The organism is Nitrosospira sp. CT, from assembly GCF_059489795.1.
The window spans coordinates 1-14,860 of sequence record NZ_JCAHZJ010000046.1 but is presented as its reverse complement, the minus strand read 5'-3'; the positions used below and the strand labels follow the sequence as shown (position 1 = coordinate 14,860).

The following is a 14,860-nucleotide window of genomic DNA, read 5'->3' as shown; positions in this document are numbered from 1 at the left end:
GCCGCAGATGCGGGCATTTTTCTAGCAAGTATCGGGGAAATGGATTTCAGGAGGAGCAACCGACATGGATGATATGATGCTTCAGGATCTGGCGATGCGGGTGGGAACAGCGCTTGCCCAGCAGGAATTGATGCTCGTCACGGCCGAATCCTGTACCGGCGGGTGGCTGGGACAGGTCATTACTTCAGTCGCCGGGAGTTCCGGCTGGTATGAGCGCGGCTTCATTACCTATGCTACGGCTTCGAAACAGGAAATGCTGGGCGTGAGTAACGCCACCCTCGAACAGTACGGTTCGGTATCGGAACAGACAGCCTCCGAAATGGCCGCGGGTGCGATTGCACGCAGTCATGCCCAGGTGGCAGTGTCAGTAACCGGTATTGCCGGACCGGATGGCGGTATCGAGGAAAAGCCGGTCGGAATGGTATGCTTTGCCTGGATAATGAAAGAGGGAATGGCGCTCGCCGAAACGCGATATTTCAGCGGCAGTCGCGAGGAGATAAGGCGCCAATCCGTATCGGGAGCGCTGCAAGGCCTGATCGATCTGCTACACAGTATCCCGCCCGCCGTCGCATGACTCTCCGTCGCTCAATGATCGCTCTCATGCGTCCCATTACGGGACATCAGCCGATCACTATAGGCGATTGCAATGGCGGACAACAGGAAAACTATGTGAATCCCGGTCTGGGCCAGGATCGTTTTTTCGTCATATGCCTTGGCGTTGATGAACGTCTTCAGCAGATGAATGGAAGAGATGCCGATAATAGCAGTGGAGAGCTTGACTTTCAGCACGGTCGCGTTGACATGCGATAACCACTCCGGCTGATCGGGGTGTCCTTCCAGATTCATGCGGGAGACAAAAGTCTCATAACCTCCGATGATCACCATGATGAGCAGATTGGAGATCATCACCACGTCGATCAGTCCCAGTACGACCAGCATGATTGTCGTTTCCCCAATCTTCTTGGGAGGAGCGGCACCCTCGATGGAGACCGAATCCAAGGTGTGCTCCAGTGCTTCCTTGTGGCCCATCACTGCTCCGATCAGGTCGAGTAATTCCACCCAGAAGTGATAAACGTAGACGCACTGCGCAAGAATCAGCCCAAGGTACAGGGGCAATTGCAGCCAGCGTGTGGTAAATATGAAATATGCCAGCGGCTGAATCCTTCTTGACCTCCCGGGGTAGACGGTTGGAGGGGTGTCGTTGGTATCGTTAGAGTCCTCGTTAATTTTCATTCAGTTCTGTGGGTTTTGCGGTGAAAAATACCTGTTATTTTACACGCCGTCTGTTTCATCGCACATGGTTCATGTGATTTCGCCAGTCCGTCGACGTACTATGTACTATGATTTGCATGCCCCTCCCGAATAAGAGAAGAATGCGCACATGACCGCGATTTATCCTCTCGCGCTGGTGGCGCTTGCATCTGCCTCGTTTTTGCCGCTCTTGCCACGCGCCAGCGCGAAAACTCCCGAGCAGGTTTTTACGGAAGAAAGGGGCCGTATCGTATCTGTCGACATATTGAATGCACGAGGTGAACTGCTCGCCCAAGGCAGTGGTGTGGCGCTGGGCGCGGATCAGGTAATCACTACCTGCGATGTCGCCATTCAGGGAGAAAGCGCGCGGGTGCGCTGGTCGGGAAGGGCATTCAAGGCCACACCAGCGCCACCGCAGACACATCTCAATCTTTGCCGTCTGCATGTTGCCGATATGCACGCTCCGTCGCTTGCTTTAGGCAGCGTAGAAAAGCTCAGGGTGGGACAGCCGGTAAATGCAATCGGTCAGCCTCTCGCAAGGCTCGGCGGCAGGTTGAAAGGAAACAGCAGCGAGGAAAGAAGGAATGGGCGCGAGAGGATCTGCCCGATGTGCGATGAGAGCAAAGCCAGGCTGCAGGAGGAACATCGACGTGACCCGATCCTGAGCGAAGGCGCGGTGGCGGCAATGCGCCCCTACGCAGGGTCACGCTACATGAGAATTTCGGCACCCCTCCTGCCGGGTTTCAGCGGCGGGGGACTATTCGACGAACAAGGCCGGCTGATCGGAATTCTCTCGCCGCAACGTGTAGAAGGTGAATCGCTTGCTTTCGTCCTGCCGTCGGATTGGCTTGGCAGTCCCCCGGAAATGACACAAGCCCCCGGGTCGACGGACCCAAAGTCAGCGGACCCAAGGCATGGGCTCGCCTGGCTCAATCAAACGCTGGCGCTGGAAAAGAAGGGCGACTGGCGCAGGTTGTTGAAACTCTCGCAGCAGGAGACCAGGCGCGACCCGTCGAATGCGGCTGCCTGGTTTAACGTGGGGATTGCTTCCTGCAATCTCAAGCAATATTCCCAGGCGGTCAACGCATACCGCGAGGCCATCCGTCACCATGCCGGCTATGCTGATGCCTGGCATAAACTCGGAGCGGCCTACGCGAATCTCAAAGACTACGATAACGCAAGCCAGGCCTACGAGGATGCGCTTCGCATGGATCCCGATAATGGCGAGGCCTGGTACGACCTGGGCAATACTTACCATAACCTCAAAAAATATGCGCATACCATTCATGCCTACCGGCACGCGCTCCAGATCGACCGGGAAAATTCAAGGGCTTGGTACAAGCTGGGAGTGACCTATGACGAGTTGAAACTGCACGGCGAGGCGGTTGAGGCATACCGGAAAACAGTGGTGCTCCAGCCGGAGAATGCGGATGCCTGGTACAACCTGGGGGTGGACTATGCCATTCTGGATGAGCGCGACAGGATACGCGAGATCTACCAGACGCTGCGCAAGCTGGACCCGTCCAAGGCCGAACGGTATTTCAACACTTATATCCTGCCATGAAGATCCCCGGCGAATGTTCATTAGAGGAGAAGAATGTTTCCGGCACGGATAAAACAGGTGTCCGCTGAACACGTTGTCATTTTTCCCCTGCTTTCCCGCAGGGGTCACGTATGCGATAATTGACCCATCTTCAAAGGAAAAAATTTCATGGACGAAAACAGAAGCAAGGCATTGGCGGCGGCGCTTTCCCAGATCGAAAAGCAGTTCGGCAAAGGCTCGATCATGCGACTGGGGGCAAGCGATGTCGGCAAGGACGTGCAGGTCATCTCCACCGGTTCGCTGGGTCTGGATATTGCCCTGGGAGTGGGTGGCCTGCCACGCGGGCGGATTGTGGAAATCTATGGGCCGGAATCCTCGGGCAAGACGACACTCACTCTGCAAGTAATCGCGGAGATGCAAAAAATGGGCGGCACAGCGGCATTCATCGATGCGGAACACGCGCTGGATTCGCAATACGCGCAAAAACTCGGCGTCAATGTTCAGGACTTGCTGATCTCACAGCCGGACAACGGTGAGCAGGCGCTGGAAATAGCCGACATGCTGGTGCGCTCCGGCTCGATCGATGTGGTGGTTGTGGATTCCGTCGCGGCCCTCACCCCGCGGGCGGAAATCGAAGGTGAGATGGGTGAGCCGCAAATGGGCCTTCACGCCCGGCTGATGTCGCAGGCGTTGCGCAAGCTCACCGGTAACATCAAGCGCAGCAATACCATGGTGATTTTCATCAATCAGATACGCATGAAAATCGGTGTCATGTTCGGCAGCCCCGAAACCACGACCGGAGGCAATGCGCTGAAATTCTATGCATCCGTGCGTCTCGATATCCGCCGCACCGGTGCCATCAAGAAGGGCGAAGAGGTGATTGGCAGCGAAACCCGGGTGAAGGTGGTCAAGAACAAGGTGGCGCCCCCCTTCAGGCAGGCGGAATTCGATATTCTCTACGGAGAAGGCATTTCGCGCGAGGGCGAAATTGTCGAACTGGGCGTGCAGCACAAGCTGATTGATAAATCCGGCGCCTGGTATGCCTACAAGGGAGACAAGATAGGCCAGGGCAAGGATAACGCGCGCGAGTATCTGAAAGAGCATCACGACATTGCCATGGAGATCGAGTCGAAAATCCGGGCGGCTGTCGGAGTTTCCAACCCGGCCGAACCTGCACCCGTGGAATGAGTGTGGCAAGCGGCGGTGTAGCTTTTTAGATCCCGAAAGCAGATTCCCGAAGGTGCCATGACGCGCGCGGTGAGCCTCAAAACCCGTGCGTTGGGTTATCTGGCCCGGCGTGAACATTCGCGGCTGGAACTGGAAAAAAAGCTTGCGCCTCATGCCGAAACTCCGGAAGAACTTTCCTCTGTACTGGATGGCCTTGAGCAGCGCGGATTTCTGTCGGCGGCTCGCCTGGTCGAGCAGATAATGCACACGCGCAAGGCCAGGTTTGGCAGTTTGCGAATCGTGCAGGAGTTGCGCGAAAAAGGCATCGAAGAGAATTTGATCACTGCAGTCCTGCCTGATCTCAGGGAAGCCGAGCAGCGCAGCGCGTACGAAGTATGGCGGAAAAAGTTTGGTGCAATGCCTGCGGATGCGAAAGCCTTCGGCAGGCAGACACGGTTTCTGTTGGGGCGCGGATTCAGGCCGGAAGTGGTGCGCCGGGTGTTGCAACACCCCGATAAGGAAGAAGGTTGAAAAATCGCTTGCCTCAATTGTCTCGTTTGTCCCGGCGCACGGCTCAATTTCTACAGGCTGTGTTCCTCGTGGCTGCTCTCGGGATTTTGCTCGGCAGTTGTGACCGTCTTCGCGCTACACCCATCAACGCAGTCACTACCTCCCCTGCAAATTTTGATGGGAAGGAGGTCGTGCTGCATGGCGTGGTAACGGAGTTGACGCGGATCCCGCTGATCGATATGAAGTCTTTTGTATTGAAAGACGACAGCGGGGAAATCGCTATCCTCACTGATCACGATTTGCCGAAAAGCGGCCAAGAACTGAGCGTCAAGGTGAAGGTCCAAAATCTTGCAATCATTAACGGCGAACCTCTGGGAACGACCATAACGGAAATAGAGAGGCATGAATGGGCCATCAAGGATTGGATAAACCAGACAGTAAGCCAGGCAGCAAGCAATCTGTCCCGTCTGATTAAATGAAGCGAGATGAAAAGCAGCGAAGTACGGCAAAAATTTCTTGAATTCTTTGAGGTGCACGGTCATACGATCGTCGCATCCAGCCCCCTCGTGCCCGGCAACGATCCGACATTGCTGTTCACCAATGCCGGCATGGTACAGTTCAAGGATGTATTTCTCGGCCAGGACAAACGTCCCTACGTGCGCGCGGCAAGTGCACAGCGCTGCGTGCGCGCGGGCGGCAAGCACAATGATCTGGAGAATGTGGGCTATACCGCGCGCCATCACACATTCTTCGAGATGCTTGGCAACTTCAGCTTTGGAGACTATTTCAAGCGCAACGCCATCAGGTTCGCCTGGGAGTTTCTCACCGATATCCTGAAAATTCCCCAGGAGAGATTATGGATTACGGTTTATGCCGAGGATGACGAGGCCGCCGATATCTGGCTGAATGAGGTGGGCATTGATTCTTCCCGTTTTACCCGTATCGCTACTCAGGACAACTTCTGGCAGATGGGCGACACCGGGCCCTGCGGCCCCTGTTCCGAGATTTTTTACGACCATGGTCCGGAAATCCCCGGCGGCCCGCCTGGAACACCGAATGCGGACGGCGACCGCTACGTGGAAATCTGGAATCTGGTGTTCATGCAATACAATCGCGACAGCGCGGGCACCTTGCATCCCCTGCCGCGCCCCTCGGTCGATACCGGCATGGGCCTGGAGCGTATCTCCGCAGTGATGCAACAGGTTCACAGCAACTACGAAATCGACCTGTTTCAGGAATTGATCAAGGCTGCGGCACGAGCGACCAGCACAACCGATTTGTCCAGCAGTTCGCTCAATGTCATCGCCGACCATATCCGGGCCTGTTCTTTTCTTATTGCCGATGGCGTGATTCCAGGCAATGAAGGTCGCGGCTATGTCCTGCGGCGCATTATCCGGCGCGCTATTCGCCACGGTTACAAGCTCGGACAAAAACAGCCTTTCTTCCACCTGCTGGTGGAAGACCTGGTGAGCGTCATGGGGCAGGCCTATCCGGAACTGATGGAGGCAAAAGCGCGGGTGGCGGCGGTACTGAAGCAGGAAGAGGAGCGCTTTGCCGAAACGCTGGAAAACGGCATGCAGGTACTGGAAGCTGCGCTGCGGCGAGGTGACAGGATGCTGGATGGCGAAACCCTGTTCCGTCTCTACGATACCTTCGGCTTTCCGTTGGACCTTACCGCCGACATTGCGCGCGAACGTGGGATTGCCATAGACGAGGCTGGGTTTGACCAGGCAATGGAGCGCCAGCGCGAGCGTGCACGCACCACGAGCAAGTTCGTCATGCAGGAAGCCATTGCTTATAGTGGCCCATCAACGGCGTTCCATGGGTATGAAAGCCTGCAACATGAAGGACAGGTTCTTGCTATCTATAAGGAGGGCAGCCGGGTCGAGTTTATCGAAGCGGGCGATGAGGCAGTGATCGTGCTTGATAAAACCCCCTTCTATGCCGAGTCTGGCGGCCAGGTAGGGGATAGCGGCGAACTGCTCGCTGCCAACGGCACTTTTGCTGTTGCCGACACCCAGAAAATCCAGGCGGATGTGTTCGGTCATAAGGGATTGCTGCGCAGCGGGCGGCTGGTAACAGGCGATGCCGTGCTGGCGGAAGTCGATCGCATCGCACGGGCGCGAACGGAGCGCAATCATTCGGTCACTCATCTCATGCACAAGGCGCTGCGCGAAGTATTGGGTCACCATGTCCTTCAGAAAGGCTCGCTGGTGGATGCCAGCAAGACGCGCTTTGATTTTGCGCACAACCAGCCCGTGACGGATGCGGAAATCCGCAAGGTGGAAATGCTGGTGAATGCCGAAATTCTCGTCAATGCTGCGACCGAAGCGCGCATGATGGGAATCGAGGATGCAAAGAAATCGGGCGCCATGATGCTGTTCGGCGAAAAATATGGCGACGAAGTGCGTGTACTGGACATCGGTACTTCGCGCGAGTTGTGCGGTGGCACCCACGTCAAGCGCACCGGCGACATCGGCCTCTTCAAGATCGTGGCTGAATCAGGGGTGGCCGCCGGAGTTCGGCGTGTGGAAGCGGTGACCGGAGAGCGGGCGCTCACTTACATTCAGGAGCAGGAGCTGCAATTGCAGCGCGTCGCGGAAGCGGTGAAAGCGCAACCCCACGATGCCGCTGCACGCATTACCCAGATTCTCGATAACGTAAAGCATCTGGAAAGAGAGCTGGGGCGCATGAAATCGAAGCTGGCCAGTTCACAAGGTGACGATGTTGCTGACCGGGTGCGTGAGATAAAAGGTGTCAAAGTACTGGCGGTGTGCCTTGAAGAGGCAGACCCGAAAACGCTGCGTGAAGCAGTGGACAAGTTCAAGAATAAATTCAAATCCTGCGTGACAGTGCTGGCTGCCGTTGAAGATGGGAAAGTCAAGCTGATCGCAGGCGTAACCAGCGACCTGACAGCAAGGCTCAAGGCAGGTGAACTCGTTAATTTTGTAGCCCAGCAGGTGGGCGGCAAGGGGGGTGGCCGTGCCGATCTGGCGCAGGCAGGCGGAACCGAGCCCGATAACCTCCCTGCTGCCCTGGAAAGCGTCACCGGCTGGGTCGAGCAGCATCTATAAGCAAGTCTCTTAATAACCCTAATAATTTGATCAGGAATGACCAGTAAACACGCACGCCTTCTCATTCTCGGTTCCGGTCCTGCCGGTTATACCGCCGCGGTCTATGCCGCCCGCGCCAACCTCAAGCCCATGCTCATTACCGGCCTGGCACAGGGAGGTCAGCTCATGACCACAACGGATGTGGACAATTGGCCTGCGGATGCGATGGGCGTGCAAGGCCCGGAACTGATGGAACGCTTTCAGAAGCATGCGGAACGTTTCGATACCGAGATCATTTTCGACCACATACATACAGCGCGGCTCACGGAAAAGCCTTTTACCCTGATTGGTGATCAGGGTGCCTACACGTGCGATGCGCTGATTATTGCCACCGGCGCTTCTGCGCGCTACCTGGGTATGCCATCCGAGGAAGCGTACATGGGCAGGGGGGTTTCGGCCTGTGCCACCTGTGACGGCTTTTTCTACAAAGGGCAGGAGGTGGCCGTGATAGGAGGCGGCAACACAGCGGTAGAAGAGGCGCTTTATCTTTCCAATATTGCCCGCAACGTGACTGTCGTTCACCGGCGCGATAAATTCCGTTCCGAAAAAATCCTGATAGACAAGCTGATGGACAAGGCAAAAAACGGCAACATCAAGCTGGAACTCCACTATGTGCTTGACGAAGTGCTTGGCGACGATAGCGGTGTTACGGGAATGCGCATAAAGAACGTTCTTGATAGTTCGACTAAAACGATCGACTTGCAGGGGGTGTTCATCGCCATTGGTCACAAGCCGAACACCGATATTTTTCAGGGCCAGCTAAAAATGGAAAACGGTTACATCACGACGCAGGCGGGAACACATGGCAACGCCACTGCCACCAGCATTCCCGGCGTTTTTGCCGCCGGCGACGTACAGGACCACATCTACCGGCAGGCGGTAACCAGCGCGGGATCCGGCTGCATGGCCGCGCTGGACGCCGAAAAATACCTGGATGTTTTGACCTGAGGCGGCGAGCGGCAATCAGAAGCAGGACTTTCGCATAATCTGCCGGCTCACGCATGCTTTGGAGTCTTCCGGGGCGCGATCGATATCTAAAGTTATCCATGGCGCCGAGGGAAATTGACCCGAGGGGAATTGCGCAGGACCGAGATGAGACGGCGGGAAAGAAAACCTGGCATCCATACCACTCCGTGGGCAGAAACTGCTGCCGAGGGCGATAAGCGGGAGGGAACCGCTGCATCCATCGGGGATAATGATGCTGCCCTGTTTCGTGACGCCATGCGCGATGTCGCGCCCCTTGCCCCAACCGATAAGGCCATCCTTTCGGCCAGCCATCCCCCACCCATACCCCTTCAGTTTCAACCCGCCCGCTCTACTGCCCATGACGCGCTATCGGACGATATCCGCCCGATGGAGCTAGGTGATGAATGGGCTTTTTTGCGCCCCGGCCTCTCGCGCCAGACCTTGCGCCGGCTGCGGCGAGGCTATTGGAAAATAGAGGCACAACTTGATCTGCACGGGTTTACGCGGGAGGAAGCAAGGCTCGCGCTGGTGGCGTTCATGGATGCGAGCGGCGAAAGCGGCAAGCGCTGCCTGCGAGTGATACACGGCAAGGGGTTCGGATCGCAGAATCGGGAGCCGGTCCTGAAAACCCGGATTGGCGGCTGGCTCTCGCAACGGGAGGATGTGCTGGCTTTCTGCCAGGCAAGTCCGGCGGAGGGCGGCAGCGGCGCTGTGCTCGTGCTGCTCAGAACATCCTCGGGCAGTCAGTCAGTAACCCAATGAAATATAAAGGATATCCAGGGACGCTGCTTAAAGCGACTTGCTTAAAGGGTGGGCTTGTTCTCGTGCATGTAAGTCTTCTCATGCACTTCCTGACAGCGTACACAACGTTGCGCAGTGGGATAAGCCATGAGCCGCTCGAACCCTATTTCGCCCCCACAGTCGATACAATCACCGTAATCCAGCTCCGCCAGGCGTTTTAGCGCCGCTTCCACCTCACGTATCTCGTTCACCTGGCGATCCACGAGGTTGGCATCCACGTCCACCAGCATATCCGCTACCGAAGCATCACCCGGATCAGCGACACTGCCCGCCAGATCGGCATAGTGCTGGTCGCCCGAACTCTCCAGTTCGTCCCGGACCTCTTCCCGCAGTTGCAGATAGCGCTGTTGCAGAACTTCCTTCAACTGCGCCAATTGCTCTTCAGTAAATTGTGCCATGATAAATTCCTTTATGATCGAGATTGCCGGCTGACACACCCTCGGGAAAGAGGAAAGCAAATGCCCCAGTCAAGCGAATCCACAGTTCAGATGTTTGCACTCGAGGCAGGGGAAACCAGCCATCCAGGTTTGAACGAAGGCGCAAATCCTCCCTCCGGTCTTTTCCGAGAAAACGGAAATCTATTGACTGCTGATTTATTCCGGACAGCAGTGCGCAAGCGGGCAAGCACGTTTTTCTACCAAATTCCCAAGCTGCAAATTCAAAATTCAGAGACCGTTCGCCCTGAAACTGTCGAAGGGAGTGAACGGTTCAGGACAAGCCGTCAAAGGGGACGAACACTGCTCAGGACATGCTTGTCGAAGGCCGATGGATGCATAGTAGGGCTTTCGAAGGAATCGAACTGTGCCCCGGACAACACAACTTCTATTCGAAAGCAAATAAACGTATAGTGAGTAGAGCAAAAGCGCAGCCTGCTGATGAAACGTATGGCTTGACTTGTTCGATGCCTTGCGAGCTTCTCCGAAGCTCACCCTTCAGCCCGCATTCAATTTTCTTGCGGGCAACGCCCACATCCGCAACAGCACCGCTGCTACCGTCGCCAGTCCTCCCGCGAAAAAGAACGCCGTGGCCGCACTCTGAAACTGCCAGAGCGATCCGAACAGCAGTCCCGCGGGAATTGCCGCGAGTCCCACCATCAGGTGATACCAGCCAAAAGCAGTCCCCCGTTCCCGCGGCAGCGCATAATCGCTGATAATGGCGCGCTCCGCTCCCTCGCTCATCCCGGCGCATAAACCGTAAAAAATGCTTACCGCCCATAATCCGTTACTCCCCGCTACCTGACCCAGCATCAGGAACGAAAGCGAAAACGTGGACCAGCCTATCAGCATCAACGTCCCACGCCCCAGACTATCCGCCAGTTGGCCTCCCCAGATGGAGGTTGCGGCTTTGCAGAGACTCAGCGCCGACCACAGCAGCAGTAATTCAACGGTTCCAACCCCTAACTCATGTCCCAGCAGCAGGATGAAGGTTTCCGAGGTGCGGGCAAACGTAAACAGCATCAGCACCAGAAGATAGCGTCGCATGGGGAGGGATAAGAGCGACCAGCGCAAGGGTGGAAGCTCGGCAGGAGAAGCTGCACGATGACTGGCCGCATCCTCCTCTTCTTTCTTATTTTCCTTTTCTTCCTTCACTCCCACACCGAGCAGCAGCACGGCGATGACGCCTGGTACCGCGGACCAGAGGATCACCTCCGTGAGGCTCAAGCCGGACCATGCCAGCACAGCCGCCGCGGCCAGGCTGCCTGCAACGGCGCCCCCATTGTCCATTGCGCGATGGTAGCCGAAGGCGTAGCCGTGCATTCCCGGCGGCGTCGCATCCGCGACCAGCGCATCACGCGGCGCGCTGCGCAAACCCTTGCCTACCCGGTCGATGCTGCGCAATACCAGAATCAAGGGCCAGGAGCCCGCCAGCCCGAGCATTGGACGGGTAATGTTCGAAAGCGTATATCCTGCGACCGCAAGCCCCTTGCGCCGACCGCTCATGATATCCGAGTGCCGTCCCGCCCACAGCTTGAGCAGGCTCGCCACCGCATCCGCAACGCCTTCGATCAATCCGAGCGCTATCGGTCCCGCTGCCAGTACCGTCGCCAGCAGGATCGGAATGAGCGGAATGACCATATCCGAAGCAAAATCGTTGAAGAAACTCACCAGCCCGAGAACGATCACGGTGCGGGGCAGTTTTTTCTGGGGGACAGGTTGCTGGGGCAGGGCTATCTGATCGGGTTTTTCCATACCCGAATATTAGCGTAAAATGCCCGGTTACCGCCCTGGTAGCTCAGTGGATAGAGCGACCCCCTCCTAAGGGGTAGGTCACACGTTCGATTCGTGTTCAGGGCGCCAGTGTTTATAGGGGTTACAGCGTTTAAGCGGTTTTCGTGCCCTTATCGTATTTCTAAAATGTAACCATTTTGTAACCGCTAGATTCAGGCCGCGCCCTATAAGACTCTTAGTCTAGCGCTTTAAGTTCTCCCCTTCCCCGGCAGCAATCGGTGGCGCAAGAAAAAAACCCAGCAGGAACAAAACAAAGACAGAGGGATTAGAACCAAACCTGGAATGACATGAGGGGTTCTTAATCTGGGAATGGATACGAGCACCCCTACTGGAAAATTGATGTTGACCGTATTGGGAGGTATCGCCCAGTTTGAGAGGGAAATGATGCTCGAGCGGCAGAGGGAAGGTGTGGCCAGGGCCAAGGCAGCAGGTAAATACAAAGGAAGAAAACCAACCCCCGACGCAATCAGGCAGGAGGTAGTCCGTCTTGCAGGAAAGGGGATGACGAAGGTTGCTATTGCTGTTCAACTGAACATTGGGGAAGCCCCATATACCCCATCCTCGCAGCAGCGCCTAAGGAAAATCACCAAGTACCGATTGCCTCAATCTAATGTGTTCTTCGAAATTCAAGGATTCTGTAACTGGATTTGGAAGGTGACAACGTCTTGAAAAAGGCAGAGATTTTTCATGATGGCGTGTGGATTATAAAAAAGCTGCGAGCCGCCATTCCAGAAGATCCATTCGAAGTCCTGGTCGACGGCGCGCCAATGGGGATGGCCAGGCTTTTATCCTTTGCGAAACGCGCATCCAATACAAGCCGTTTCCCCCAGGTTCTTGTTCTCTACTCTTCCGGTTATCTGCGGCTCAAGCCCGGAGCTGATCCCACCCCACCGCTGCCGTTCGGTCAGAGCCTGGTCCTCGGCCCGGCAATCTCCGGCACATCGACTTCCTGTCCAGAAAAGACCTTATTCTTTCATCCCCAGTTGGAGCGCGTTGCCATTGACACCTCCCAGCTCAATCAGAATGGCACGGGCAGGTTGCTGATCAGGATTACGGCGTCCCGCACAAATCGTTCACTCAAAAGCGGTAAGACCAATCAGATCATGGCGCTCACCTGGCTCTTGACCCTGGAAGAGCCGCATGACCTGGCTACCATACTCCATGTGGCAGGTACGTTTGAATTCACAGAGGACGTGATACCGGATCCCATGCAGACAAGAACGTTCGAGTCGGTGCGACTCCTCCAGATTTCCACCATGTTTATTGACAATGTCCGGCATGATGTAGACGCGCTTCGTCTGCACGTGGAAAACGATGTTGTGACCTTATCCTACGATTCCTCATGGGCGAATCTGCTGCTGCCAGTCACGCCTCGCTCACTGAGTCCCGCAATGCCAGTGCTCGACTCCATTCATTCAGATGATGTTGGGCGGCCCAATGGGAATACGCCGAGCTACAGGATCAGGATAAATTCAATCACAGGGCTGACAACAGGTCCCATTATGGTTCGGGCATTTTTCAACAGTAGCCGAAATCTGCGTCATGACAACATGGGAATATGGGCCTTTCAGCAAGGGCCGGCATTGATAAGAAAAGGCACAACCGGAAACATCGACTACACCGTTACCGCAGGTGTAAATGCTCATTCTTCCTTGGAAGCAGTTTGAAGCCAGATCGCATGCGAACAGGACAACCTATGCCTACCGTTTATAAATATCCGATAGGCCGTAATCCAGATGAGTTTACGAAGAGTATCTCTGGAGGAAAGCAGATGACAAAGGTTTACGAGCAAGTCCACAAGATCGGGCTTTACAGGCGGCATTGCGTCGTTAGCGGGAAGTTACGCCGGGCCTGGGGACTTGAGCATATTTGAGAAGTTTCAGTGTTGGAAAAAGGGAGTGGAAATCCGTGATTGATCCAACCACCATGGGAACCGTCCTCGGTTAGCCCTTTGAACAGCCATCATGGAATAGCCGATGCTGAACATATGATGCAGCTATCTCAAGTTGCCGCCACGAATCGCTCGTACCGTTGTGCCAGCCGATTGCGATCCGGCCGGTCTTTGCTGCGCACGGGCAGATGAAGCATCCCACCGTCCAGTCGTTTCAGGGCTTCGAGCATTGGACCATCTTTCTGCACCAGCAGACGTTCCGAGACGTGCAATCGATAGTCCGGGTCAATACCGATCAGATGCGCGTCAAATGCGGCGTGATGAATTTTGGATAACGGGATGCCATTCGGCACGACTGGCTGGCCGAACTGCTCGTCTTTGTCTTGGATGATGTGCGCGGCATCCAGCAACAACGCCTCCGGTAATCCAGAAAGTGCGCAGCGGCCGTTGTAGGCCGTGATGACCGCCTCCCGAAAAGAAGCCTGGTGGAGGCGTTGTTTGACCGCACGCAGTGCATAGCGTCGTTCGAGGGCATTCTCCGGCGGTGCAAGCACCGTCTGGTCGGTAACGCCGAATGCGACGCGTGCCTTTAAGGCCTTGGCATCCCACCCAGAAATGAAGACCGGCAACACGGCTTGATAGCGCCCCGGCGCAATACCGAGAAAGTAAATGATCGGTATGTGGTTTTCAAATGCCTCCCGAAGCCAACGGTTGTCGGCGGCGTCCGGATTCTGGCCCATAAATGCATAGCCCACGGTCTCATCACCCTCGAAAATCTGTCGATGGACGTCGCGCTGGTCGTCGTACCAGACCTTTGCTCCCGGCTTGGGAAATACAGTCTTGATCGACAGCAGATACCGCATCTGTTGCGGCTTGAAAATGCCGCGTTGCGGATTAATGAGGGGAAATCGCTCTCCTTGAAAGACAAAACCTGGGTTCAACTCGGCCGCAGTGAGGTGATCGTGGATTTCTCCAAGCCTGCGGACCTGGTTGAACGCCGCCATACGTATTAGGGTATCGGTGTTCTCAGAGATGATCGATCCCATTACTCATCCCTTAAGACAATTTTCATTGTGCCAGTGCAGGGCATCAGGATTCGGAGGCTGGCCAATCTGATGGAAGTTGGATCTGGTGACCGTGGAGGTCGTAATAGTGCTTGCCTTTGTTAAACTCTTCCCGAATGCGCCGACTCACCTCGAATCGCAATTCGGGTGTCATCGTTACAACAGAGCCCCTATTCGACTATCCCAGAGGCACGTCCTGCTTCCTTCTCAAGAACGATTAGCTCAATAGACTTCAGTCGCCTCGAACTTGCGCGTGCTCCCCCATATCCGTGGGACGCTTGCCCGTCATTGCCGCTTTCACCATCTTGGCGACCTGCACAAGCTTG

General features: G+C 55.8%; 14 protein-coding genes and 1 tRNA gene. 11 read left to right on the top strand and 4 right to left on the bottom strand.

Annotated elements, in window-relative coordinates:
- Positions 1–64 precede the first annotated feature (64 nt).
- Positions 65–574: a CinA family protein gene (locus tag AC52W5_RS08045; protein ID WP_074975647.1), complete on the top strand. Its 510-nt coding sequence runs from the start codon at positions 65–67 to the stop codon at positions 572–574.
- Between the two features lie 11 nt (positions 575–585).
- On the opposite strand, the gene AC52W5_RS08040 is transcribed toward AC52W5_RS08045, so the two are convergent.
- Positions 586–1,233 (bottom strand): TIGR00645 family protein, encoded by a 648-nt coding sequence (locus AC52W5_RS08040; RefSeq protein ID WP_074975648.1) that lies wholly within the window; start codon positions 1,231–1,233, stop codon positions 586–588.
- Between the two features lie 148 nt (positions 1,234–1,381).
- Here AC52W5_RS08040 and AC52W5_RS08035 point away from each other — a divergent pair, with 148 nt between their 5' ends.
- From AC52W5_RS08035 to AC52W5_RS08005, 7 genes are all read left to right on the top strand, one after another.
- Positions 1,382–2,815 carry a tetratricopeptide repeat-containing S1 family peptidase gene (locus tag AC52W5_RS08035; protein ID WP_495670628.1) on the top strand — a complete coding sequence of 478 codons (1,434 nt, stop codon included), beginning with the start codon at positions 1,382–1,384 and terminating at the stop codon, positions 2,813–2,815.
- 147 nt (positions 2,816–2,962) lie between these two features.
- A complete protein-coding gene (gene recA, locus AC52W5_RS08030) occupies positions 2,963–3,982 on the top strand; it encodes a recombinase RecA (protein WP_074975675.1) in 1,020 nt (339 codons plus the stop codon).
- A 57-nt stretch (positions 3,983–4,039) separates the two neighbouring features.
- Positions 4,040–4,492 carry a recombination regulator RecX gene (gene recX / locus AC52W5_RS08025; RefSeq protein WP_495670627.1) on the top strand — a complete coding sequence of 151 codons (453 nt, stop codon included), beginning with the start codon at positions 4,040–4,042 and terminating at the stop codon, positions 4,490–4,492.
- Entirely contained in the window at positions 4,489–4,950 is a 462-nt protein-coding gene (locus AC52W5_RS08020) for a hypothetical protein (protein WP_495670626.1), read from the top strand. Before recX ends, AC52W5_RS08020 begins: the two co-directional genes overlap by 4 nt.
- A gap of 6 nt (positions 4,951–4,956) precedes the next feature.
- Positions 4,957–7,545 carry an alanine--tRNA ligase gene (gene alaS / locus AC52W5_RS08015; protein WP_495670625.1) on the top strand — a complete coding sequence of 863 codons (2,589 nt, stop codon included), beginning with the start codon at positions 4,957–4,959 and terminating at the stop codon, positions 7,543–7,545.
- Positions 7,546–7,581: 36 nt separating this feature from the next.
- The gene (gene trxB / locus AC52W5_RS08010) at positions 7,582–8,532 is read left to right on the top strand and encodes a thioredoxin-disulfide reductase (RefSeq protein WP_495670624.1); all 951 of its coding nucleotides are present in this window, start codon (positions 7,582–7,584) and stop codon (positions 8,530–8,532) included.
- A gap of 144 nt (positions 8,533–8,676) precedes the next feature.
- The gene (locus tag AC52W5_RS08005; RefSeq protein ID WP_495670623.1) at positions 8,677–9,312 is read left to right on the top strand and encodes a Smr/MutS family protein; all 636 of its coding nucleotides are present in this window, start codon (positions 8,677–8,679) and stop codon (positions 9,310–9,312) included.
- A gap of 41 nt (positions 9,313–9,353) precedes the next feature.
- On the opposite strand, the gene AC52W5_RS08000 is transcribed toward AC52W5_RS08005, so the two are convergent.
- Together AC52W5_RS08000 and AC52W5_RS07995 are read right to left on the bottom strand one after the other, a co-directional pair.
- Positions 9,354–9,749 carry a TraR/DksA family transcriptional regulator gene (locus AC52W5_RS08000; RefSeq protein ID WP_074975655.1) on the bottom strand — a complete coding sequence of 132 codons (396 nt, stop codon included), beginning with the start codon at positions 9,747–9,749 and terminating at the stop codon, positions 9,354–9,356.
- Between the two features lie 534 nt (positions 9,750–10,283).
- Positions 10,284–11,540, bottom strand: a complete 1,257-nt coding sequence (locus AC52W5_RS07995; RefSeq protein WP_495670622.1) for an MFS transporter — start codon at positions 11,538–11,540, stop codon at positions 10,284–10,286.
- Between the two features lie 32 nt (positions 11,541–11,572).
- Between AC52W5_RS07995 and AC52W5_RS07990 the strand changes: the two genes are divergently transcribed.
- The 3 genes from AC52W5_RS07990 to AC52W5_RS07980 all read left to right on the top strand — a co-directional run bounded on the left by AC52W5_RS07990 (position 11,573) and on the right by AC52W5_RS07980 (position 13,246).
- Positions 11,573–11,648 (top strand) — tRNA-Arg (locus tag AC52W5_RS07990).
- Between the two features lie 240 nt (positions 11,649–11,888).
- Entirely contained in the window at positions 11,889–12,248 is a 360-nt protein-coding gene (locus AC52W5_RS07985) for a recombinase family protein (protein ID WP_495670621.1), read from the top strand.
- Entirely contained in the window at positions 12,245–13,246 is a 1,002-nt protein-coding gene (locus AC52W5_RS07980) for a hypothetical protein (RefSeq protein ID WP_495670620.1), read from the top strand. Before AC52W5_RS07985 ends, AC52W5_RS07980 begins: the two co-directional genes overlap by 4 nt.
- Positions 13,247–13,580: 334 nt before the next feature.
- Here the strand turns inward: AC52W5_RS07980 and AC52W5_RS07975 are convergent, their stop codons facing one another.
- Entirely contained in the window at positions 13,581–14,516 is a 936-nt protein-coding gene (locus AC52W5_RS07975; RefSeq protein ID WP_495670619.1) for an HNH endonuclease, read from the bottom strand.
- Between the last annotated feature and the right edge of the window lie 344 nt (positions 14,517–14,860).